At 67.3% G+C, this 18,695-nt stretch carries 20 protein-coding genes and 3 pseudogenes; 11 read left to right on the forward strand and 12 right to left on the reverse strand.

Features of this window, described 5'->3' with window-relative positions:
• Positions 1-15 precede the first annotated feature (15 nt).
• Both ACWGID_RS08515 and ACWGID_RS08520 read left to right on the forward strand, forming a co-directional pair.
• Positions 16-381, forward strand: coding sequence for a TraR/DksA family transcriptional regulator (locus ACWGID_RS08515; protein WP_452195760.1), 366 nt, complete (start codon positions 16-18; stop codon positions 379-381).
• A complete protein-coding gene (locus ACWGID_RS08520) occupies positions 378-1,160 on the forward strand; it encodes a rod shape-determining protein (RefSeq protein WP_452195761.1) in 783 nt (260 codons plus the stop codon). The genes ACWGID_RS08515 and ACWGID_RS08520 overlap by 4 nt, the downstream gene beginning before the upstream one ends.
• A gap of 329 nt (positions 1,161-1,489) precedes the next feature.
• On the opposite strand, the pseudogene ACWGID_RS08525 reads toward ACWGID_RS08520, so the two are convergent.
• Positions 1,490-2,391, reverse strand: a pseudogene (locus ACWGID_RS08525) (IS3 family transposase); the annotation flags it as partial.
• 128 nt (positions 2,392-2,519) lie between these two features.
• Between ACWGID_RS08525 and ACWGID_RS08530 the strand changes: the two are divergent.
• Genes ACWGID_RS08530 through ACWGID_RS08545 form a run of 4 tightly spaced genes read left to right on the forward strand, consistent with a single transcriptional unit; the run spans position 2,520 to position 5,030 of the window.
• The gene (locus ACWGID_RS08530; protein WP_452195762.1) at positions 2,520-3,212 is read left to right on the forward strand and encodes an arsenate reductase/protein-tyrosine-phosphatase family protein; all 693 of its coding nucleotides are present in this window, start codon (positions 2,520-2,522) and stop codon (positions 3,210-3,212) included.
• Complete coding sequence (locus tag ACWGID_RS08535) at positions 3,209-3,880, forward strand: arsenate reductase ArsC (RefSeq protein WP_452195763.1); 672 nt, start codon at positions 3,209-3,211, stop codon at positions 3,878-3,880. Before ACWGID_RS08530 ends, ACWGID_RS08535 begins: the two co-directional genes overlap by 4 nt.
• The gene (locus ACWGID_RS08540; protein WP_452195764.1) at positions 3,877-4,626 is read left to right on the forward strand and encodes an aquaporin; all 750 of its coding nucleotides are present in this window, start codon (positions 3,877-3,879) and stop codon (positions 4,624-4,626) included. The genes ACWGID_RS08535 and ACWGID_RS08540 overlap by 4 nt, the downstream gene beginning before the upstream one ends.
• Complete coding sequence (locus ACWGID_RS08545; RefSeq protein ID WP_452195765.1) at positions 4,623-5,030, forward strand: arsenate reductase ArsC; 408 nt, start codon at positions 4,623-4,625, stop codon at positions 5,028-5,030. Before ACWGID_RS08540 ends, ACWGID_RS08545 begins: the two co-directional genes overlap by 4 nt.
• On the opposite strand, the gene ACWGID_RS08550 is transcribed toward ACWGID_RS08545, so the two are convergent.
• Together ACWGID_RS08550 and ACWGID_RS08555 are read right to left on the reverse strand one after the other, a co-directional pair.
• Positions 5,031-6,071 (reverse strand): ArsO family NAD(P)H-dependent flavin-containing monooxygenase, encoded by a 1,041-nt coding sequence (locus ACWGID_RS08550; RefSeq protein ID WP_452195766.1) that lies wholly within the window; start codon positions 6,069-6,071, stop codon positions 5,031-5,033. It lies immediately after the preceding gene.
• Between the two features lie 5 nt (positions 6,072-6,076).
• On the reverse strand, positions 6,077-6,439 hold the full coding sequence (locus ACWGID_RS08555) for an ArsR/SmtB family transcription factor (RefSeq protein WP_452195767.1): 363 nt from the start codon (positions 6,437-6,439) through the stop codon (positions 6,077-6,079).
• Between the two features lie 104 nt (positions 6,440-6,543).
• Here ACWGID_RS08555 and ACWGID_RS08560 point away from each other — a divergent pair, with 104 nt between their 5' ends.
• Positions 6,544-7,944 carry an FAD-dependent oxidoreductase gene (locus tag ACWGID_RS08560; RefSeq protein WP_452195768.1) on the forward strand — a complete coding sequence of 467 codons (1,401 nt, stop codon included), beginning with the start codon at positions 6,544-6,546 and terminating at the stop codon, positions 7,942-7,944.
• A gap of 62 nt (positions 7,945-8,006) precedes the next feature.
• A complete protein-coding gene (locus ACWGID_RS08565) occupies positions 8,007-9,176 on the forward strand; it encodes an MFS transporter (RefSeq protein WP_452195769.1) in 1,170 nt (389 codons plus the stop codon).
• A 114-nt stretch (positions 9,177-9,290) separates the two neighbouring features.
• Here ACWGID_RS08565 and ACWGID_RS08570 read toward each other — a convergent pair.
• A pseudogene (locus ACWGID_RS08570) lies at positions 9,291-9,524 on the reverse strand (CoA-disulfide reductase); the annotation flags it as partial.
• Positions 9,525-9,589: 65 nt separating this feature from the next.
• Positions 9,590-10,645 carry a flavin-containing monooxygenase gene (locus tag ACWGID_RS08575; RefSeq protein ID WP_452195770.1) on the reverse strand — a complete coding sequence of 352 codons (1,056 nt, stop codon included), beginning with the start codon at positions 10,643-10,645 and terminating at the stop codon, positions 9,590-9,592.
• 161 nt (positions 10,646-10,806) lie between these two features.
• On the opposite strand from ACWGID_RS08575, the gene ACWGID_RS08580 reads away from it, so the two are divergent.
• Positions 10,807-11,136 carry an ArsR/SmtB family transcription factor gene (locus ACWGID_RS08580; RefSeq protein WP_452195771.1) on the forward strand — a complete coding sequence of 110 codons (330 nt, stop codon included), beginning with the start codon at positions 10,807-10,809 and terminating at the stop codon, positions 11,134-11,136.
• A gap of 6 nt (positions 11,137-11,142) precedes the next feature.
• Here the strand turns inward: ACWGID_RS08580 and ACWGID_RS08585 are convergent.
• A pseudogene (locus tag ACWGID_RS08585) lies at positions 11,143-11,886 on the reverse strand (TSUP family transporter); the annotation flags it as partial.
• A 167-nt stretch (positions 11,887-12,053) separates the two neighbouring features.
• Between ACWGID_RS08585 and ACWGID_RS08590 the strand changes: the two are divergent.
• Positions 12,054-12,782, forward strand: coding sequence for a sulfite exporter TauE/SafE family protein (locus tag ACWGID_RS08590; RefSeq protein WP_452195772.1), 729 nt, complete (start codon positions 12,054-12,056; stop codon positions 12,780-12,782).
• Positions 12,783-13,159: 377 nt separating this feature from the next.
• Here the strand turns inward: ACWGID_RS08590 and ACWGID_RS08595 are convergent, their stop codons facing one another.
• The 3 genes from ACWGID_RS08595 to ACWGID_RS08605 form a co-directional block, all read right to left on the reverse strand.
• The gene (locus ACWGID_RS08595) at positions 13,160-13,510 is read right to left on the reverse strand and encodes a hypothetical protein (protein WP_452195773.1); all 351 of its coding nucleotides are present in this window, start codon (positions 13,508-13,510) and stop codon (positions 13,160-13,162) included.
• Positions 13,511-13,701: 191 nt separating this feature from the next.
• Complete coding sequence (locus ACWGID_RS08600; RefSeq protein ID WP_452195774.1) at positions 13,702-14,100, reverse strand: hypothetical protein; 399 nt, start codon at positions 14,098-14,100, stop codon at positions 13,702-13,704.
• Positions 14,101-14,115: 15 nt separating this feature from the next.
• Positions 14,116-15,567 carry an amino acid permease gene (locus tag ACWGID_RS08605; protein WP_452195775.1) on the reverse strand — a complete coding sequence of 484 codons (1,452 nt, stop codon included), beginning with the start codon at positions 15,565-15,567 and terminating at the stop codon, positions 14,116-14,118.
• A gap of 85 nt (positions 15,568-15,652) precedes the next feature.
• Between ACWGID_RS08605 and ACWGID_RS08610 the strand changes: the two genes are divergently transcribed.
• A complete protein-coding gene (locus ACWGID_RS08610) occupies positions 15,653-15,790 on the forward strand; it encodes a hypothetical protein (RefSeq protein WP_452195776.1) in 138 nt (45 codons plus the stop codon).
• A 114-nt stretch (positions 15,791-15,904) separates the two neighbouring features.
• Here ACWGID_RS08610 and ACWGID_RS08615 read toward each other — a convergent pair whose 3' ends face one another.
• Genes ACWGID_RS08615 through ACWGID_RS08625 form a run of 3 tightly spaced genes read right to left on the reverse strand, consistent with a single transcriptional unit; the run spans position 15,905 to position 18,203 of the window.
• Positions 15,905-16,438, reverse strand: coding sequence for a cation:proton antiporter domain-containing protein (locus ACWGID_RS08615; protein ID WP_452196100.1), 534 nt, complete (start codon positions 16,436-16,438; stop codon positions 15,905-15,907).
• Between the two features lie 9 nt (positions 16,439-16,447).
• Positions 16,448-17,737, reverse strand: a complete 1,290-nt coding sequence (locus ACWGID_RS08620) for an SLC13 family permease (RefSeq protein WP_452195777.1) — start codon at positions 17,735-17,737, stop codon at positions 16,448-16,450.
• A 19-nt stretch (positions 17,738-17,756) separates the two neighbouring features.
• Complete coding sequence (locus tag ACWGID_RS08625) at positions 17,757-18,203, reverse strand: CBS domain-containing protein (RefSeq protein ID WP_452195778.1); 447 nt, start codon at positions 18,201-18,203, stop codon at positions 17,757-17,759.
• Positions 18,204-18,695 lie beyond the last annotated feature (492 nt).

Consider the following 18,695-nt stretch of genomic DNA (forward strand, 5'->3'; position numbering starts at 1 on the left):
CGAGGAGTCGAGCCCATGACGATCGATGCGGCCACCGTCATCAATGCCGGACTGTCTCGGCAGGAGTTGGCGACCCTGCGAGTGAACCTACTCGAGCAGCGAGCCTTCCGCCGGGAACAGCTGAGCGCCATCCGCCGGTCGGCCCGGCCGAAGCAGTCGAGCGGTGGTCAGGGATCGGCGCTGGTCGAGGTGCAGGACCAACTTACTGTCGCGGCGCGGCTAGTCCTGGCGGACGTCGAAGCCGCTCTCGACCGGATGGATACCGGCCACTACGGCCGGTGCCACGGATGTCGCAGTACCGTTGAGGTGCAACGGCTGCGGATCTGCCCACAGTGCCTGTACTGCGGCGAATGTCACCGACTGCGGGAATCCGGTCGGTGACTTCGTTGCCCGCCGTCGTTCGGTCGCGGCGGCTGAACGACTTGACCGCACGGACTACCGCGGGCATTGCCATCGATGTGGGCAGCGCACGGACCAGGGCTTGGACGCCGGAGCACGGTGTGGTAGTCGATGCGCCCACGGTGGCCCGCGGTCCGACGAGGAAGCCGGTGCACCGAGGCAAGATCATCGACGCGGATGCGATGGCAGACGTTCTCGGTAACCTTGTCTGTCCTCGAGCGCGTGGACGCGGGCGTCCTACTGTTGTGGCGACGATCCCGGTTGCCTGCGACGAGGTTGACCGCCTCGAACTCCTCTCCGTACTGGAAGTCCTCGACCCCGAAACCGTAATGACGATCACCAGCGTCAAGGCCGCCGCGCTGGGAGCCCGTGCCGACCTGGCGCGGCCGCTCCTGGTCGTGGACGTGGGCGCCGAGCTGACTGAGATCGCTCTGTTGGCGAGCGGTGCTTTGAGTAGCGCTCGCAGTACGGCGCTGGGTGTCAGCGACCTAGGACGTAACCTTCCGGCCTCGCAGCTCATCCAAGAAGTGGCGGAGTCGATCATCGACCTCATGCGTGGAGACGACGGTCCGCAAATGGTCGACGCGCTTGATCGAGGCATACTCTTGACCGGCGGCGGTGCACTCCGTCCGGAAATCACCTTCAAACTATCGACACAGCTGGGTGCGACCGTCCAGCCCGCGCCCGCCCCACACCTGGCGGCGCTTCGTGGCGCCGGAGCCGTCCTCCAGTCCGCCCGCCGACACCCAGGTGCTGTGTGACTCGGAGCAGCCGTCGCCCGGGTCGGCGGTGCGGGGTGATAGCAGGGGCCGGCGCCAAGGTACGGCGGGGAACTCCTGGCGGCCCCGTCGGGACAGACGAGGCGCGCGCTCACACGGGAACGCGCGCGAACCTGCCAGTTTGCCGGTCGGCACCGACCGCCGGCGCCAGTTGGTGCTCCGAGCTCAGTAGACCGTCGTCGAACGCGGTTGTCCGGGGACGTTGGACGGGAGCGCGGGTCGTCGGGGGATCTCCGCTTGTCGTTTTCCGACACCGTGTCGGTGGTGTTGTACCAGTGGACCCAGTCGGCGGTGATGGCCTCGAGGTTGCTGAGGCCGTGGAGTTGCAGGGTCTCGGCGAAGTGCAGCGAGGTGTACTGGGCGAGTTCAACCGGTCGATGCAACACCGGGCTGTTGAAGTGAGCGTATCCGGCGTCTGAGTGGTGAATCGCCTTGTTTTGCGGGGCATTCACAGGGTTGCCTTGTCTGGCGCGGAAGGCGGCGGCCTGGGCGATGGCGCGTTCGACGAACGTGGTGTGCTTGCTGGTGGAGCATTCCCAGCCGACGATCCGCCCGGCGAAGGCGTCGATGACGAAGGCCGTGTAGGCGAACGTGCCGGCGGCCAGGCGTACGTAGGTGAAGTCCGCGACCAGGAGCCGGTTCGGTGCCTGGGCGGCGAACTGCCGGTTGACCAGGTCCGGTGCCCGGGTCGCGGCCGGGTCCGCGATGGTGGTGCGGACCTTCTTGGCCCTGGTCGCACCACGCCAGCCGTTGGTGCACATCAGCCGCTCGATGGTGCAGCGCGCGACCTGGATGCCTTGCCGTTGCAGGTGGGCCCACATCTTCAGCGACCCGTACGGCGACTCCGGCGGGCGCCGGCCGTCGGGGCCGGGTTCGTAGTACCCGGCCAGCAACTCGGTGACCGTGGTGTCCCACAAGGCCCGTTTCGACGGCGCCCGGGTGGCCCAGGCGTAGTAGGTTCTCGGGGCGATCGTGCTGCCGTGCGCGGACAGCGCACGGCAGATCGGAGCGACCCCGAGCCGAGTCTTGTGCTCGGCGACGAACCGGCAGATCACCGCTGTCGCGGGTCGCTCTCCCGCGCGAAGAAACTTGTCGCCGCCTTCAAGATCTCGACCGCCTTGATCGCCGCCCACTCAGAGTCATAGTCATCAACATGATCGAGGACCAGACGAACCGCCTTCGCGCGGGTCTGCTCGTCGTACTTGCTCGGCATGAATGCCACCTTCCCAACGAAGGAGGTGTGCATCAAACCCGGGGTGGTTCAGTGGTGTGGCCGTTGTTGCCCGAGGTGCGGGGCGCCTGTGGTTGACAGTTCGGGATAGCTCAGTGATTATTGAGGCAATGAACGTTGAGCGTACGTCACTGGTGGAGCGGGCTCGGGCGTACGCGGCGCTCGGGGATGCGGCGCGGTTGGCGATTGTGGATGCGCTGGGGGTGGGGGATGCGGCGCCGGGGGAGTTGGGGGCGATTCTGGAGATGCCGACCAATTTGGTGGCTCACCACCTGAAGGTGCTGGAGGACGCCGGGTTGGTGGTGCGGGGTAGGTCGGAGGGGGATCACCGGCGTACGTACGTGCGGCTGGTGCCGGAGATGTTGGCGAAGATCGCGAGTCCCTCGTTGAGCCAGGTGCCGCGGGTGGTGTTCGTGTGTACGCACAACTCGGCGCGGTCGCAGTTGGCGGCGGCGATCTGGGCGCGGCGGAGTCATGTGCCGGCGGTGTCGGCGGGGACGCGGCCTGCGGAGCGGGTGCATCCGCGAGCGGTGAAGGTGGCGCGGCGGCGTGGCTTGGATCCAGATGGCTGGCGGACGGCTCAGGTGAGCGACGTGGTCCGGCCGGAGGATCTGGTGATCGCCGTGTGCGACATCGCGTACGAGCATCTGCCGGCTGACGCCAGGCCGCGGGTGCATTGGTCGGTGCCGGATCCGGCGCCGGTGGACACGGATGCGGCATTCGAGGCCGCGTACGACGAGATCGCCGGCCGTATCGATCGCTTGGTGCCACTGGTGTCAGAACAGAAGGGGAGGGGCGCATGACCGAGGTTGCCGGGTATCACCGTGAAGACCTGTCCATCGATCAGCAGCTCGCGTTGCGTACGGCGGCATCGCGATTGGGCGAGCAGTTCGCCGGGATCTTCGGGCCGGTGACGATCGAACGTTTCCTGCACTCCAGCTACGACCAGTTCGCCACCGGGAGCACGATGCCGAACTTCCTGCCGCTGCTGGCGGAGCGCTTCGCGCGGCAACGTCTCAGCGCGCTCGCGCGCGTTGAGGGACATCACGATGATGGGAAGCCGGTCGTACTGTTTCTGTGCGTCCACAACGCCGGCCGCAGTCAGATGGCGCTGGGGTTCTTCGAGCGGCTGGCGGGCGATCGTGCGATCGCCTGGTCGGGTGGCTCTGAACCGGGTATCGAGGTGAAACCCGCCGCGGTCGCGTCGATGGCCGAGCGGGGGATCGATATCTCGACCGAGTACCCGAAGCCGTGGACCGATGAGGTGGTTCGGGCCGCGGACGTGGTGATCACGATGGGGTGCGGTGACGCCTGTCCGATCTTTCCGGGCAAGCGGTACGAGGACTGGGTCCTTGACGACCCGGCCGGCCTGGATGTCGCCGACGTGCGTCCGATTCGCGACGAGATCGAGCGTCGGGTTCGTGTGCTGCTCGACGAGCTCGCCGTACCGGCTGCTGGTGGGCGCGCGTGACCACGGTTCCCTTGTGGCGGCGGGTGCTTGCCGAAGGCATCGGTACCGGGCTGCTGGTGACGGTCGTCATCGGTTCCGGCATCGCGGCTGCGGCGCTGTCACCGAACGATGTCGGGCTGCAGTTGCTGGAGAACGCCTTCGCCACCGCACTCGGACTCGCCGTACTGATCCTGATGGTCGGACCCGTGTCCGGCGCACACTTCAATCCGGTGGTCTCGGCGGTCGATTGGTGGCTCGGCCGGAGCAGCGGCAGCGGATTGACCGCGCGTGATCTCGGCGCCTATGTTCCGGCGCAGGTCGTCGGTGCGGTGATCGGTGCCATCCTGGCGAATCTCATGTACGGCGAAGCGGCGGTGTCGTGGTCGACGAAGGACCGCAGCGCCGGGCATCTGTGGCTGGGTGAGGTCGTTGCGACGGGCGGGTTGGTCGTGCTGATCTTCGCGCTCGCATCGGCGGGGCGGGCCGCGTTGGCTCCGGCCGCGGTCGGCGCGTACATCGGATCGGCGTACTGGTTCACCTCTTCGACCTCGTTCGCCAACCCGGCGGTCACGATCGGGCGCGCTTTCAGCAATACCTTTGCCGGGATCGCGCCCGCGTCGTTGCCGGGCTTCATGATCGCGCAGCTCGTCGGTGCCGCTGTCGGAGTGGGTCTGCTGGCGCTGCTGTACCCGCGAGCCGGACGGGCCGCGGACGAAGTTGTCACACCTCATGTCGACACCACTGCGAGTACTGGAGCATCGAAGTGAGCAAGCCAAGTGTCCTGTTCGTCTGTGTCCACAACGCCGGCCGGTCTCAGATGGCTGCCGGGTGGTTGCGGCAGTTGGCGGGTGATTCGGTCGAGGTCCGGTCGGCCGGTTCGGAGCCGCGCGACCAGATCAACCCGGTCGCGATCGAGGCGATGCACGAGATCGGCATCGACATCACCGGGGCGGTTCCGCAGCTGTTGGAGACCGAGGCCGTTCGTGAGAGCGACGTCATCGTGACCATGGGCTGCGGCGACGCCTGTCCGATCTTCCCGGGCAAGCGGTACGAGGACTGGGAGCTCACCGACCCGGCTGGTCAGCCGATCGAGGTCGTCCGCCAGGTCCGTGACGAGATCCGCAGCCGGGTGGAGAAGCTCGTCGGCGAACTGCAGGTTGGTCCTGCCTGATCACAGGTGCGCGACGAGCTCGCGGGCGGTCCGGCCGGCGCCGATGAGCGTAGCGGAGGCAGGCCCTGTCCAGTCGCCGTACCCGATGAGGTGCAGACGGGGTTCCTTGATGGCGTGGGTGGCGTTGGTCGGGATGAGTCCGTCGGGTCCGCGCAGGCCGAGCGGGGCGAGATGCCCGAGGGCCGGCCTGAAACCGGTGCACCAGATGAGCACGTCGTACGACGACTCGCGGCCGTCCGGCCAGCGGACTCCGTGATCGACCAGGCGGCGGAACGGACCGCGAGCCTGCAGTACGCCGCGACTCCGGGCCTCGCGGACGCTCGCGACCATGACGATGTCACCCAGCCCGGCGACTCCGCCGTCGTCGGGTTCGCCGGCCTCGCGGGCCTGGTGCCGTTTGGTGGCGATCTCGAACAGCGCCCGGCCGTCGACCTCGTCGGGCAGGAATCGAGGCGGTCGCAGGGTGGACCAGGTGGCGTCGGCGACGGTCGAGACCTCGGCGAGGATCTGTGCGGCCGAGTTGCCACCTCCGACGATCAGCACCCGCTGACCGGCGAAGTCGGACGCGCGGCGGTAACCGGCGGTGTGCAGTTGCCTGCCGGCAAAGGAGCCCGGGTACGCCGGAACGAACGGCCGGCTCCAGGTTCCGGTCGCGGAGACGACGTGTTCTGCGGACCAATCGCCGTCTCCGGTCTTCACGAGCAGCCGCCCGTCGTCGCCTCGTCGTACTGCGTTGACCTGCGTGTCTCGCCGTACGACGAGGTCGTAGCGCTGCTCGTAGCGGGTGAGGTAGTCGACGACGTGCGCGGCCAACGGGTAACCGCGGTCGCCGGTCCAGGGCGGCATCATCCAGCCTGGCAGTGAGGAGTACTGGGTCGGAGAGAACGTCCGCAACGTCGGCCACATCCGCGCCCAGGCGCCGCCCGGCTGCTCGGCGCTGTCGAGGATCACGAAGTCCTGGCCCGGGACGAGCCCGGCGCGACGCAGGTAGAACCCGGTGGCCAGACCCGCCTGGCCACCGCCGACGATCACTACCCGCACGTCGTTCAGTTGACGGTCGCGGGCGCCGGGACGGCCAGCAGCGTCGAGAGCCAGGTCAGGCGCTCGGGCAGGGGCCAGTAGTAGACCCAGGTGCCGCGGCGCTCGCAGTCGACCAGGCCGGCCTCGCGCAGCACCTTCAGGTGATGCGAGATGGTCGGGCCGGAGACGTCGAACTGCGGGGTGATGTCACAGACGCAGACTTCCTCGCCGGCCGAGGTGATCATCGACAACAGGCGCAGCCGGATCGGGTCGCCGAGCGCCTTGAACACCGCCGCACCCTCGGTCGCGCCGGCACTGTCGAGTGCGGCATCCATGATCGGCGTGCAACAGCCACTCGAGGCCCCGATGACGACGTCCTGTTTTGACATACGTCTATCTTGACTTATGTCTAATCAGGAGGCAAGGTGGGTGTCGCTGATTAGATGAACGTCAACTCAGCCCTCAGGGCTTCGCAGAGTTTTGGAGACAAGCAATGAGCGTTGGATCGAAGGATCTGCCGGTCGTCGTGATCGGGGCGGGGCCGGTCGGCCTCGCGGCCGCGGCTCACCTCGCCGACCGTGGCCTGGACTTCGTCGTCCTCGAGTCCGGCCCGAGCGTGGCCGCGGCGATCGAGGAGTGGCGGCACGTCAAGCTGTTCAGCCCTTGGCGCTACGACATCGACGGTGCCGCGCGCCGTCTGCTGGAGCGGACCGAGTGGATCGAGCCGGACCTGGACCAGCTGCCGAGCGGTGGCGACCTGATCGACTCCTACCTCGCACCGTTGGCCAAGGAGTTGTCGGACCGCATCCGGTACGGCGCCGAGGTGACCGCGGTGACCAGGGTGGGATTCGACCGGATCCGTACGACGGGCCGCGAGGACGCGCCCTTCCTGGTCCGGCTGGCAGGCGGCGACGAGCTGCTCGCCGCGGCCGTGATCGACGCGGCTGGTACCTGGCGGCGTCCGAACGTCCTAGGCGGTTCCGGCATTCCCGCCCGCGGCGAGGCGGAGGTCGCGGACGCGATCTCGTCTGCGCTGCCGGATGTTCTCGTGAGGGACCGTGAGCGTTTCGCGGGTCGGCGTACGGCGGTTGTCGGTGCCGGTCACTCGGCTGCGACGACGCTGTTGGAGCTAGGTGATCTGGTCGCTCAGGAGCCTGGCACCGAGGTGTTGTGGGTGGTGCGCGGTGCGGACCAGGCCCGGACCTACGGCGGCGGTGATGCCGACGAACTCCCCGCGCGCGGCGCGCTGGGCAGCCGCCTGAAGGCGTTGGTGCAGTCCGGCCGGGTGGAGCTGGTGAGCAGCTTCCGGATCGAGTCGATCGCCCGTACGGCGGACGGCCGGGTCGAGCTGGCCGCGGGGGAGCGCCGGGTGGTGGCCGACACGATCGTCAACTCGACCGGCTTCCGGCCGGACCACGACATCGTCGGCGAGCTGCGCCTCGACCTGGACCCGATCCTCGGTTCCACACGGGCGCTGGCTCCGCTGATCGACCCGAACCAGCACTCCTGTGGCACGGTCCCGCCGCACGGCGTCGACGAGCTGCAACATCCGGAGCCCGGCTATTACGCCGTCGGTGCGAAGTCGTACGGACGGGCGCCGACGTTCCTGCTGGCTACCGGCTACGAGCAGGCTCGATCGGTGGTGGCTGCGTTGGCCGGTGACTGGGACGCGGCCCGCGACGTACAGCTGAACCTGCCAGAAACCGGCGTGTGTTCGTCGAACCTCGCTTATGGCGACTCTGCCGATGAGTCCGCGGGTGGTTGCTGCGGCCCGGCTCCGCAGGCTGTCACGATCGGTGCGCCTGCCGGGCGTGGTCTGGCCACCGGTATCAGCGGCGGGCTGCTGACCGTGGTCGACGCGAAGCCTGCCACCCAGTCGGGCTGCTGCAACTGATGTCGCTCAGTTCAGGTCTGGCGGCTCGAATGGTCGCCGCCAGGCCTGGACCACGGCGGCTGGTGAGAGCCCTCGCCGTCACACAGACCGTCGGGTACGGCGTTCTGTACTACGCCTTCAGCGTGATCCTCGGACCGATGAGCCGGGACCTGGACATCTCGAACGCCATGGCCGCCGGTGCGTTGACCACCGCCGTCCTGGTGTCGGGCCTACTGTCCATCCCAGTCGGCCGATGGCTCGACGCCCGCGGCGGTCATGCGCTGATGACGGTCGGCTCGGCCCTGGGCGCGACGGCCGTGCTGGCCTGGTCGCAGGTGCAGACCGCGACACAGTTGTACGCCGTGTTCGTACTGATCGGTGTCGCCTCGTCGATGGTGCTCTACGAGCCGGCGTTCGCCGTGGTCGTCGCCGTCACCGAGCCGGCTCGGCGTGCGAAGGCGCTGCTCGGTATCACGTTGGTCGCGGGATTCGCGAGTTCGATCTTCATCCCGCTGACCGGCCAGCTGGTGGCTCGGCTCGAGTGGCGGTCCTCGCTGCTTGTGCTGGCGGTTCTGCTTGCGGTCATCACGGTGCCGCTGCATGGCCTGGCGTTGCGGCATGCGGGGCCGGCAGGTGAGCGAGTGGGGCGGCGCCAACGCCCGTCACCGCGGCGGGCGCTCCGCGATCCGGCCTTCTGTTTGCTGGCAGCAACGTTTGTGCTGCAAGGTGCCGCGCTGGCGGTGATCGCCGTACACCTGGTGCTGTATCTGACCAGCCTCGGCCACTCGGCCGCGTTGGCCGCGACGCTTGCCGGGTTGCTCGGGATCTTGTCGGTCACCGGGCGGATCGTCAGCACGCTGTCCACCCGATGGTTGCCGATGACGACCATCGCTGGGGCGATCTTCATCGTTCAGGGGACGGCACTGTCGTTGCTGCCGGTGGTCGGGCGGCAGCTGACGGGGGCGATCGTGTGCCTGGTGCTGTTCGGTCTCGGCTTCGGGATCGCCTCGATCGCGACACCCGCGATCCTGCTCGACCGGTACGGCGCCACCGGCTACGGCACCATCGCGGGAACGCTGGCCGCACCGGTTCTCGTTGCCAGAGCTTCGGCGCCGCTCGGCGGAGCCGTGATCGCCGCAGCTGTCGGCTACGCGCGCCTCGTCGTACTGGTCGCGTCGGCATGTGTGCTCGCAGGCCTGCTGCTGTTGGCAGCTGCCCGCCTGCCTACTGCTCGGTCGGCATCTCGTCCGTGAAGGATGACGGCGGCAACGCGTCGTGGTGTCTGGAGAAGTCCGCGTCCCCCAGGCGGGGACTGAGGTGGCATCCGACGCTCTGGTCGGCGCTGGTGCGGGCTATCGCACCGCGAGTCAGTGCTGCGCGGCCAGCTGTACGGCGTCCCACGGGCTTCCGAGTGGCGGGGTGTAAGCGAGGTCGAGGTCGAGAAGTTGCTCGACGGTGAGGCCGGTCTGCAGTGCCACGGCGTACGTGTCGACCTGCTTGGCGATCTCGGCGCCGTGGACATCGAGCAGTTGCGCGCCGGGCAGTCGGCCTGTCTCGCGGTCTCCGGTGAAACGGATGTGTATCGGTGTGGCGCCGGGGTAGTAGCCCTGTCGTCTGCTGAAGCGACCGCTCTGCTCGTGTGCTTACGGACCAGCTTCGGTATTCCCTAACGGTGCTGGGCGCGGACGTGCTTGCTGAGGGCCTTGCCGACGTACGCCGCGTCCCGTGCGACGCCGCGGAGGGTGTTCGAGGAGAAGGATCGCTGGAACTCGATGCCGAGGTATCCGAGTCCAGGGCGGGTCGAGGAGACACCACGTTTGTGTAGTGGCAGCCCGGTGTCGTCGAGTGCGCCGAGGCCTTGCAGATACGGGAGGTTGGGGCGATAGCCGGTGGCGAGGATGACGGCATCAACGTGTTCCTGGCGGCCGTCTGCCCAGACGACGCTGTCGCCGTCGAACCTGGTGAACATCGGGCGTTGGTCGAGCAGTCCCGACTTGAGCGCGTCGCTGTAGATGCCGGTGTCGAAGACCAAAGTGCCGCGGATCAGTCTGCGCAAGACCGCCGGTGGCAGGAGGTCCAGCCGCAGGGTGTGCAGCCAGTAGTGCATGTCGCGACCGCCCCGGACCTGGGGCACGAACTGGACCGGGCGCCGTACTGCCAGGGTGACCTTGGCGAGCTCGGCGAGTTCGTAGCCGACCTGGATCGCGGAGTTCCCTGCGCCGACAACGACGACGCGCTGGTCGGCGTACTGCTTGGGGCTGCGGTACTCCGCCACGTGCAGGAGTTGACCGCTGAAGCTGCCGGGAATCTGCGGACGGTATGGGTTACTGAACGATCCGCTGGCGCAGATCACGCCATGTGCCTCGAAGACCGGGCCGGCGTCGGTGTGTACGACGAAGCCCCGATCGGCGACCGTCACGGCCTGGACGCGGCTGTTGGTGTGCAGGTCGAGGTCGAGTCGCAGGGCGAGCTGCTCGAGATAGGCGACGACCTCGTCGCGGGTCGGGTAGCGGTCCGGGTCGCCGGGAAACGGCACGCCGGGAAGACCGCTGTATCGGGCGGGGGAGAAGAGCGTCAGGCTGTCGTAGTAGCTCGGCCAGGATCCAACGGCTCGGTCGCCCGCCTCCAGCAGCACCGGACGCATCCCGGCTGCGCGCACAGCGGAGGCGCCCGCGATCCCGGACTGCCCGCCGCCAATGATCACCACGGTGTCAGATGTCATGACAGAAACATATCGTAATATCCCGATATGACGAAATGATTAGGCCTGGGGACATGATGCTGCTGAGCGAGAGAGGCTGGGGCCAGATCAGCCATGCAAGCTTCGACGGACTCGTGTCTCGAGGTCGGCTAATCTGTCATCAGAGGTGAGCGAGGAGGATGATGGGCACCGGCAAGCGCGGCGAAGGTCCGGCCACGGTTCTGCCGGCCGAGCTGTCGGCCACGACCCACGACTTCCTCAAGGCTCTCTCAAGCCCGACTCGTCAGCGCATCATGCTGCTGTTCGCGCGTGGCGCGGAGCTGTCGGTGAACGAGGTCGCCGAGCAGGCCGGCATCGGCCAGTCCACGGCCTCTCAGCAGTTGGACATCCTGCGCCGCGGTGGCATCGTCACCTCCCGCCGCGAAGGCAAGACTGTGCTCTATCGCGCTGACCGCGAGGGTGCCTCGGCCGCACTCGCCGACCTGCAATCGTATCTGGGGAGCTGCTGCTGAGCGCCGTCAGCGGCGCCATACCTTGACGGCCGAGGCGAGCAGCAGGGCGACCAGCAGTGGGATGAGCACGCGCGTGGACACAACCCCGAGCAGCAGGCCGCCGACGACTGTGCCCGTGATTGATCCCGAGGTCATGAAGCCGGCGAAGCCCAGGTTCGCGCGCAGGACCTGGAAGCTCGCGTCTCGGCTGTAGCGCGCGAACGCAACGAGCATCGTCGGGAGCGAGACGGCAAGAGAGAGACTCCCCGCGACCGTGATGTCGATGCCGAACAGCAAGACGATGGTCGGGATGAGGAGTTCTCCGCCGGCGACTCCCATCAGCGCGGCGACGATGCCGATCAAGAGGCCCGCGATCACGCCCACGGGTATCCGGACCGCACTCGGGAGATGGGACGCAGGAATCACTCCGAGGTGATTGGCTGCGAGCGCGGCGGCGATCAGGATGAGCAGGCTGGCGAGTACGCGGTACAGCGTCGCGGATCGCATTCTCGTCGCCCAGGTCGCTCCCGCCCAGGCACCGACGAGCGAGCCGGCCAGGAGGTTCACCGCGACGCTCCAATGCGTCGCCACCGCGCTCAGAGGGATCGCGAGCAATCGTGCGGGGAGCGCTGTCAGGACGACCACCAGGCTCATCGCCTTGTTGAGGATCATCGCCTGCAACGCGACAAATCCGAAAACACCGATCAACAACTGCAGCCGGAACTCGGCGCCGCCAAGCCCGATCAGCCCGCCCAGCATCCCGATCATCGCGCCAGCGGCGAACGCGGCGGGCGTGAGCGCCGAAGGACTGGCATCGACTTGTGCATATTACACCCGGTGGGCATCGGCGACAGACAGACCACCGCATGCCGGGACGGCGCTTGTAGCGTCGGCCAGGTGCTCGGCGAGATCTGTGGCAGGTAGGGCAAGCTGGGCTCGTGCTGATCGCCGCCCTTCCGTTTCTGTTCGCCGCTGCGGCTGCGTACTGTCTCGCCGTACTGTCGGCCGTGGCGGGGTTCGGCGGCGGGGTGTTACTGCTGCCGGTGTTCACGGCGCTGTTCGGCCTCAAGGCCGCCGTACCGATGCTGACAGTCGCCCAACTGACGAGCAACGGGGCTCGGGCCTGGCTCAATCGCGGGCACCTGCGCTGGCGCTTGATCGGATGGTTCGCCCTGGGTGCGGTCCCGCTGGCTGCCGGCGGTGGTCTGTTGCTGTCTCACGCGCCGCTGACTCCGCTGAAGCGGGTGCTGGGAGCGTTTCTGATCATCGTGGTGGTCTGGCGCCGGTTCACGCCGACAACAGCCAAGCCGTCCGATCCCGCGTTCGCGGCTGTCGGCGCCGCTTCGGGCCTCGGGTCGGCGCTCCTGGGGTCGGTCGGTCCGCTAACCGCGCCCTTCTTCCTGGCGTACGGGCTGACCCGCGCCGCCTACATCGGAACCGAGGCGTGCAGCGCACTGATCATGCATCTCACCAAGTTGGCTGCGTATGGAACCGGCGACCTCCTCACCCGCCGGGTTTTGCTGTACGGCCTGGCGCTCACGCCGGCAACCTTGCTCGGAGCATGGACCGGCAAACACCTCGTCGGAAAGATGAGCGACCGCGTGTTCGTCGTACTCGTCGAAGCCGGCCTCCTCGTCGCCGGCGTACTCTTTCTCGTCGGCCTCTAAAACCCCAATCCACGCTCGTCCGTAAAAGTTGCTGGAAGCAACTAAATGCTCCGTCCCTGCTCCGTGAGTCGCTGGCAAACCAGGATCACCGCTGATCACCGACGAACGAGAAAGCCGCAGGTCAGGTGCACTCAGTGGACCGGCAAGCACGCAAACGAGTTCCGGCAGGCTTGGGCGCAGTGCCAGAAGAACATCGGCCATCGAGACCGACCTGGCGAATGCGGCCACCGCAGTCCAGAAGAACCGCCAGGCCAGCACGATCGCCACCGGCGGTCAGTGACCAACGCACCCTCTCTGGGCCGGCCGGGGCGCCCAGCCTCGGTCGGCCATCAGCCACCCTTCGGAGATCAATCCCGACAAGTCTGTCTCTTCGAGTGTCATCGCGCCACGCAGCCGGTCGCCGGCGGGCCGGGTACGTCGACTGCACCGTCTCGGCCGAGGTAGCGAACCGACCGCGCATCGAGGCAGTAGGTCACCTTCGCGTCCTGTGCCGTGTCGGCGTCTACAGACAGGAGTTGGACGACAACTGGTCCGGTCTGGCCGATGTTGTCGGTCGCCAGCGGCGTGTAGGGGGAATCGGGGAGCACGCTGCGCGCGTAGACAGGATCAATGACCCAAGGGTGCGACCAGTGCCGAAACTGCGCATTGATGAACTCGGAGAAGGCCGCCAGGACTTGCTCCTGACGGGTAGCCAGCGTTCCGCCGGTCGGCCGGATCTCCACAGTCACAGCCGTGGGGATCAACGCAGTCGACTTGGGCGACGGGGTGGTCGAACTTGCCGGCTGCTGCGTCGCAGGATGATCTGCGCCGGACGAGGTGCATCCAGCGACCGCCAAGATTGTCGACCCTGTTACAGCCGCCATGATTGTGAAAGAGGAGGCCGTCCTCATCGTGTTGGGGTCCCCTGACTCGTCACTGGTTAAGTCCTGGTGGGTGCGTTGACATAGTTCCGGAACGCCTCGGGCCCGTTCTTCACCCTCTCGGCGAATGTGTAGTAATTGCCGAAAGAAGTGGTGTAGTCCCTGAGATAGCTGTCACCCGCGGCGTGGACGGCCCAGGTCTGACGCGCCTCCCGTTGATTCGAGGTCAAGCGTGCGAGTTCCTTCAAGTGGAGTCCGCCGCTCGCGTGACGCTCCAGTAGCTCGGGTTTCAGGCTGGCCGCGACCTTGCCGGTTGGATCAACACGCAGGCGGGCGGCGACGGGATCGTACGCGGCTTGGTTACGAGCGACGTCCACACCCGTGGCGTCCTGGCTCGTGTCAATAGTCGTGGGCAGCACCTTCTCCGGCTCCGGAGTGGTGATGATGCCGTCGTTCATGATCCAGGACAGTACTCAGTCGGCTTCAGCTCTGGCCTCGACATCCTCGAGTCCGCTGGGCCGGCCGGCGCGCGTCCACCGCAAATAGAGAGCGCCGGCGATCAGAACCGTGCTCAGTAGCGAGAGGATCGGCCAGCCACGGGTGAGATTGACGGCTAGCGTGAACGCAACCGCGACCGCAGCCGTCGCGTTGACGATCGCGAGAGCGGGCTTGCGCTCGGCTCGGGCGAAGTGCGTCATGGCGACCAGGCCAACCAGGAAGCTGACGAAGACGGCGACCGCATAGAACAGGACGAGTTCCTGTTCCTGCCCGGCCGCAGCCACGATGATCAGGCCTGCGGCCACGAGATAGACCACCACCGAGAAATATGGCGTATGGTGCTGGTTGGTTCGTCCCAGCCAGGCGGGTAGGACGCCGGGCTGCTGCTTGCTGCCGGCAAGGGCTTTGAGCAGGCCGGGACCGGCCTGGAATGACGAGCTGGCGGCGGCGAGCAACAGCAGAGAACTGGTGAGCTGGAAGGCGGCGTACAACCAGCCAGGCCCAGTTGATGCGTGGGCGATGTCGGCGATCTGCGTGGAGTCGTTTGCGGGTATGCCGATGTGCAGCCGTCCGGCCAGCGCGGTCAGTGCGAGAGTCAGGCCACCGACGATCACGACCAACAGGGCGAGCGTGCCTCGCCCGAAGCGCCGTCGAGCGGTGTTGTCGAGCTGGCCGAGCTGCGCGATGGCGGTTGAGGGCGCTTCCACGCCGGTCGCCAAGGCCATCGCCACCGGAAATGCGAGTAGTACGGCCAGCGTCGCCGAGTGCGCGCCGGGGTGCGGGGTCGCCGGGGCGTGCCCCATGGAGTGTGGGGCAGCGAAGCCCATCACCAGCACAGCCAGTGCGACGAGGACGAACAAGGCGGTCATCAGGGCGAACAGGAGCCGTCCGCCGTGCCCGAACCAGGTCAGCCCGGCCACCACCACCAGCAGGAGCAAGGCGAAGACGATGCGCCATGGAGCCAAGGCCGGTGCCAGCGCGATGACGGCGCTGGCCGCGGCCGAGATGGAGATACCGATGGTCAGCACGAAGTCGACGACCAGCGCGCCGATCGGCAGGAAGGTCCATCGGGGCCCGAACGCACGGCCCGCCGCCGCGGCGGCGCCCCCGCCCCGCGGGAAGCGCGCGACGAGTTGCCAGTAGTTGGCCGTCACCACCGTCACCAGTGCGACGACCAGGATCATCGTCGGCAGCAGGCGCGACAAGTCACCATGCAGTGCCCGCAGCGCCGCTTCGATGGCGTAAGCCACAGAGGAGACCGGGTCGGCGATCACTGCGAATGCGAAAGCGAAGAACAGCACCCAGCGGGGTGGCACTTTACGTACCGGCACCTCGGCTGCGGCAGTAGCGGACGTCGGCGGTTTGGGCATCACAAGATCCTGACACTCGGCATGGATGTGCATCTCGCCGACCAGACTTCCCGGCACACCAACAGGACACGCTACACCCCCCGCACGACCCGCCGGCACCCACTACTTGCGCAAGGATTGAACGGGTGTTTAGGCTTTGAACGTGCGTTCAAAGGACGACTCCGTCGGCCCGGCTGAGGGTGCTGGGCGGGGCACGACTGCGCGGATTCGGGATGCGGCGATCCGGCGGTACGGGCGGGACGGGATGAACTTCGAGCGGCGGGACCTCGACCTGCCCTGAGGTCGGAGTGTTGGTGTCGGATCACAATGCTTGGCGGCTTGTTGGGACTGTGCCGACGGCTCGTTTACGGTCGTGATCGGTCCGGTCGCTGTCCCCGTGGCGGCCGGGCCGTTGTCACGGCACAGACAGGTCGGCGTGTTCGAAGGAGCGGGCGACCAGGATGTCGGTCGACGAGTGGGCGACGATCGATACGACGATGGTCAGAGCGACCAGATGGAAGACCTGGTCAGCCGCCGGGATGCCTGACTCGAGGACGAGCAGGCCGTAGACGACCGACGCGAAGCCCTTCGGCCCGAACCACATTGCGGCGAGTTGCTCGCGGGCGCCCAAGCCGGAACGCAGGAAGGACAGGGCGAGGGCGGCCGGGCGGGCGACGAGCAGTGCGACGAGCGCGAAAACCCAACCCTGCCAGCTGATCTCGCCCAGAAACTCCACCGAGATCAGCGCGCCGAAGACGAGCAGCGCGGCGAGTTTGAGGCCTTCGGCAATCAATTCACCGGACTGTTCGAACGCGGTGCGCTGTGCCGGACCGAACGTGGCGACGGTGATACCGGCCGCGAAGGCAGCCAGGAACAGGTTGCCATGCAGGGTCTTGGCCAGCGCCAGCACGAGCAGGCCGATCGCCATCGCGTTCAGTGGTTCGTACAGGACTCTCCCTCAGGCCAGGACGAAGTAGCGCAGCCAGAGGTACGGCGCTGCGACGAGGATCGTGACGGCGGTCATCGCCACACCCTTGCGGGTGAACTCCCAGAAGCTGATCGGATGGTCGGCGCGCAACGCGATGCCGATCACGACGACGTTGGCGCTGGCGCCGATCGCCGTCGCGTTGCCGCCGAAGTCCGCGCCGGCGGCAAGTGCCCACCACAACGCGTGCGCATGCGCGGGGTCGGTCATGGTCTTGGTCAGGTCGTAGACGATCGGGCTCATGGTGGCGACGTACGGGATGTTGTCGACGATGCCCGACAGCAGGGCCGATACCACGAGGATCAGCAGCACCGCGAGCAGTGGCTTGCCGCCGGTCGCGTCCCCGACCAGGTCGGCGAGCTCGGCGATGACGCCGGTTTTGACGAGTGCGCCTACCATCACGAACAACCCGGCGAAGAACAGCAACGTCTGCCACTCGACGCTGCCCATGTAGTCCTTCGTCGGGACGCGCGAGATGAGTACGAGGACCCCCGCACCGAGTAATGCCACGACAGCGGGCTCGAGATGGAACAGGGCGTGGCCGATGAAGCCGGTGAAGACCGCGAGCAGCACCACTCCGCACTTGATCAGCAGTTGGGTGTCGTGGATCGCTTCGCGTTCGTTCAGCCGCAGGACGTCCTCGACCTTGTCGGGGTCGGCGTCGAACGCGCCCTTGAACAGTCTGGGCAGCACGAGCGTGAATGCCACCAGTTCGATGACCACCAGCGGCGTCATGTGAATCAGGAAGTCGTTGAACGTCAGGCCCGAGCGGCTCGCGATGATGATGTTCGGCGGGTCACCGATCAGCGTCGCGGCGCCGCCGATGTTCGATGCCATCACCTCGGCGACCAGGAACGGTACGGGTTTGACGCCGAGCCGGTCGCAGACCAGCAGGGTGACCGGGGCGATCAGCAGGACGGTGGTGACGTTGTCGAGGAAGGCCGACGCGGTCGCGGTGATCAGCGTCAGCAGGATCATCACCCGCAGCGGCGATCCCTTCGCGCGCTTCGCAGCCCAGATCGCGACGTACTCGAAGACACCGGTACGGCGGAGGATGCCGACGATGATCATCATCCCGAGCAGCAGGAACACGACGTTCCAGTCGATCCCGGTGTCTTCGGAGTAGAACGCGTGGCCGGTGTCGGTCACGCCGAGCGCGAACAGCAGACCCGCGCCGCCCAGCGCTGCGATGAGCTTGTGCGTCCACTCGGTCGCGATCAGCACGTACGCGACCACGAAGACCGCCACGGCGATCACGGTCACGCGATCACCGACTTGGAGCTCAGTTCGTTGCGCTGACCGTTTCCAGGAGCCGGGAGGCGGTGATCGCGCCGATGATCTTGTTGTCCTTCATGACCGCGACCAGCGGTGAGCGGAGCCGGGCCATGATCGCGGCCACCTCGATCACCGTGTCGTCGTATTCCACCACCGGCAGCTCGACCGGCTCGGACGGCAGCAGCTTGCGGACCGTGACGGCCGCCAGCTTCTTCGCGGTCTCGTCGGCGAGCGTCTCGTCCATGACCCGGGCCAGCGAGGGGTCGTCCTGCACGTACGTCGGCACGAGGCAACGGACAACCTGCGAGGCCGGCAGGACCGAATGCGGCTTGCCCTTCTCGTCCACGACGATCAGGCCCGGGAGACGCCGGGACGCCAGCTGCTCCAGAGCCTCCTGAGCGGTGGTGTCGAGGCTGACCACCGGGTAGTCCTCGGCCATCTGCTCTGCATGCACACTGGCAGGATACGCCGGAGCCGGGCCGGGAACCTGACTTGCCGCACGTCAGCGCCACGCCGCCTCCAGGGTCGTCGACCAGCCCGCACCCCGGTCGGAGACGGGCACTGCCGACCAGACTTCCCGGCGCACCGGGCCCAAGCCTCCCTCATGGGCCGGTGCGAGCGCAAACGATCCGAACGCTCCGCAGCGACGAGTTGCCTGTCCTGACGGCGGTGCGGTTGCTTCTCGTGGCTGCGGTGGCCGTTGTCAGCGGCAAGTGTTTCGCAGCGCTTGCGCGATGCCAGGTCTGGACCGATGGCCACCTGCCCAAGGTCGCACTCCGCGTCAGCCAGGGCGGACTGTGGCTCGCGGGTCTCACGTCGTACGACTGGACGACAGTCCAGCGGATCCGGCTCAGCCTGGTGACGGAGTGCGGTTGCGCTGCTGCTCGCGGTGCGGTTCAGGTGGTGGTACGGCGAGTCGTTCTGGTGCTCGGTGAGCCTGGGCGTG

Source organism: Kribbella sp. NPDC054772, from assembly GCF_053611945.1.

Bases quoted from the DNA above. Each gene is read 5' to 3' on its own strand.
- ACWGID_RS08515 (WP_452195760.1), top strand. From the start codon at position 16: ATGACGATCGATGCGGCCACCGTCATCAATGCCGGACTGTCTCGGCAG.
- ACWGID_RS08530 (WP_452195762.1), top strand. From the start codon at position 2,520: ATGAACGTTGAGCGTACGTCACTGGTGGAGCGGGCTCGGGCGTACGCG.
- ACWGID_RS08535 (WP_452195763.1), top strand. From the start codon at position 3,209: ATGACCGAGGTTGCCGGGTATCACCGTGAAGACCTGTCCATCGATCAG.
- ACWGID_RS08555 (WP_452195767.1), bottom strand. From the start codon at position 6,439: ATGTCAAAACAGGACGTCGTCATCGGGGCCTCGAGTGGCTGTTGCACG.
- ACWGID_RS08560 (WP_452195768.1), top strand. From the start codon at position 6,544: ATGAGCGTTGGATCGAAGGATCTGCCGGTCGTCGTGATCGGGGCGGGG.
- ACWGID_RS08575 (WP_452195770.1), bottom strand. From the start codon at position 10,645: ATGACATCTGACACCGTGGTGATCATTGGCGGCGGGCAGTCCGGGATC.
- ACWGID_RS08580 (WP_452195771.1), top strand. From the start codon at position 10,807: ATGGGCACCGGCAAGCGCGGCGAAGGTCCGGCCACGGTTCTGCCGGCC.
- ACWGID_RS08600 (WP_452195774.1), bottom strand. From the start codon at position 14,100: ATGAACGACGGCATCATCACCACTCCGGAGCCGGAGAAGGTGCTGCCC.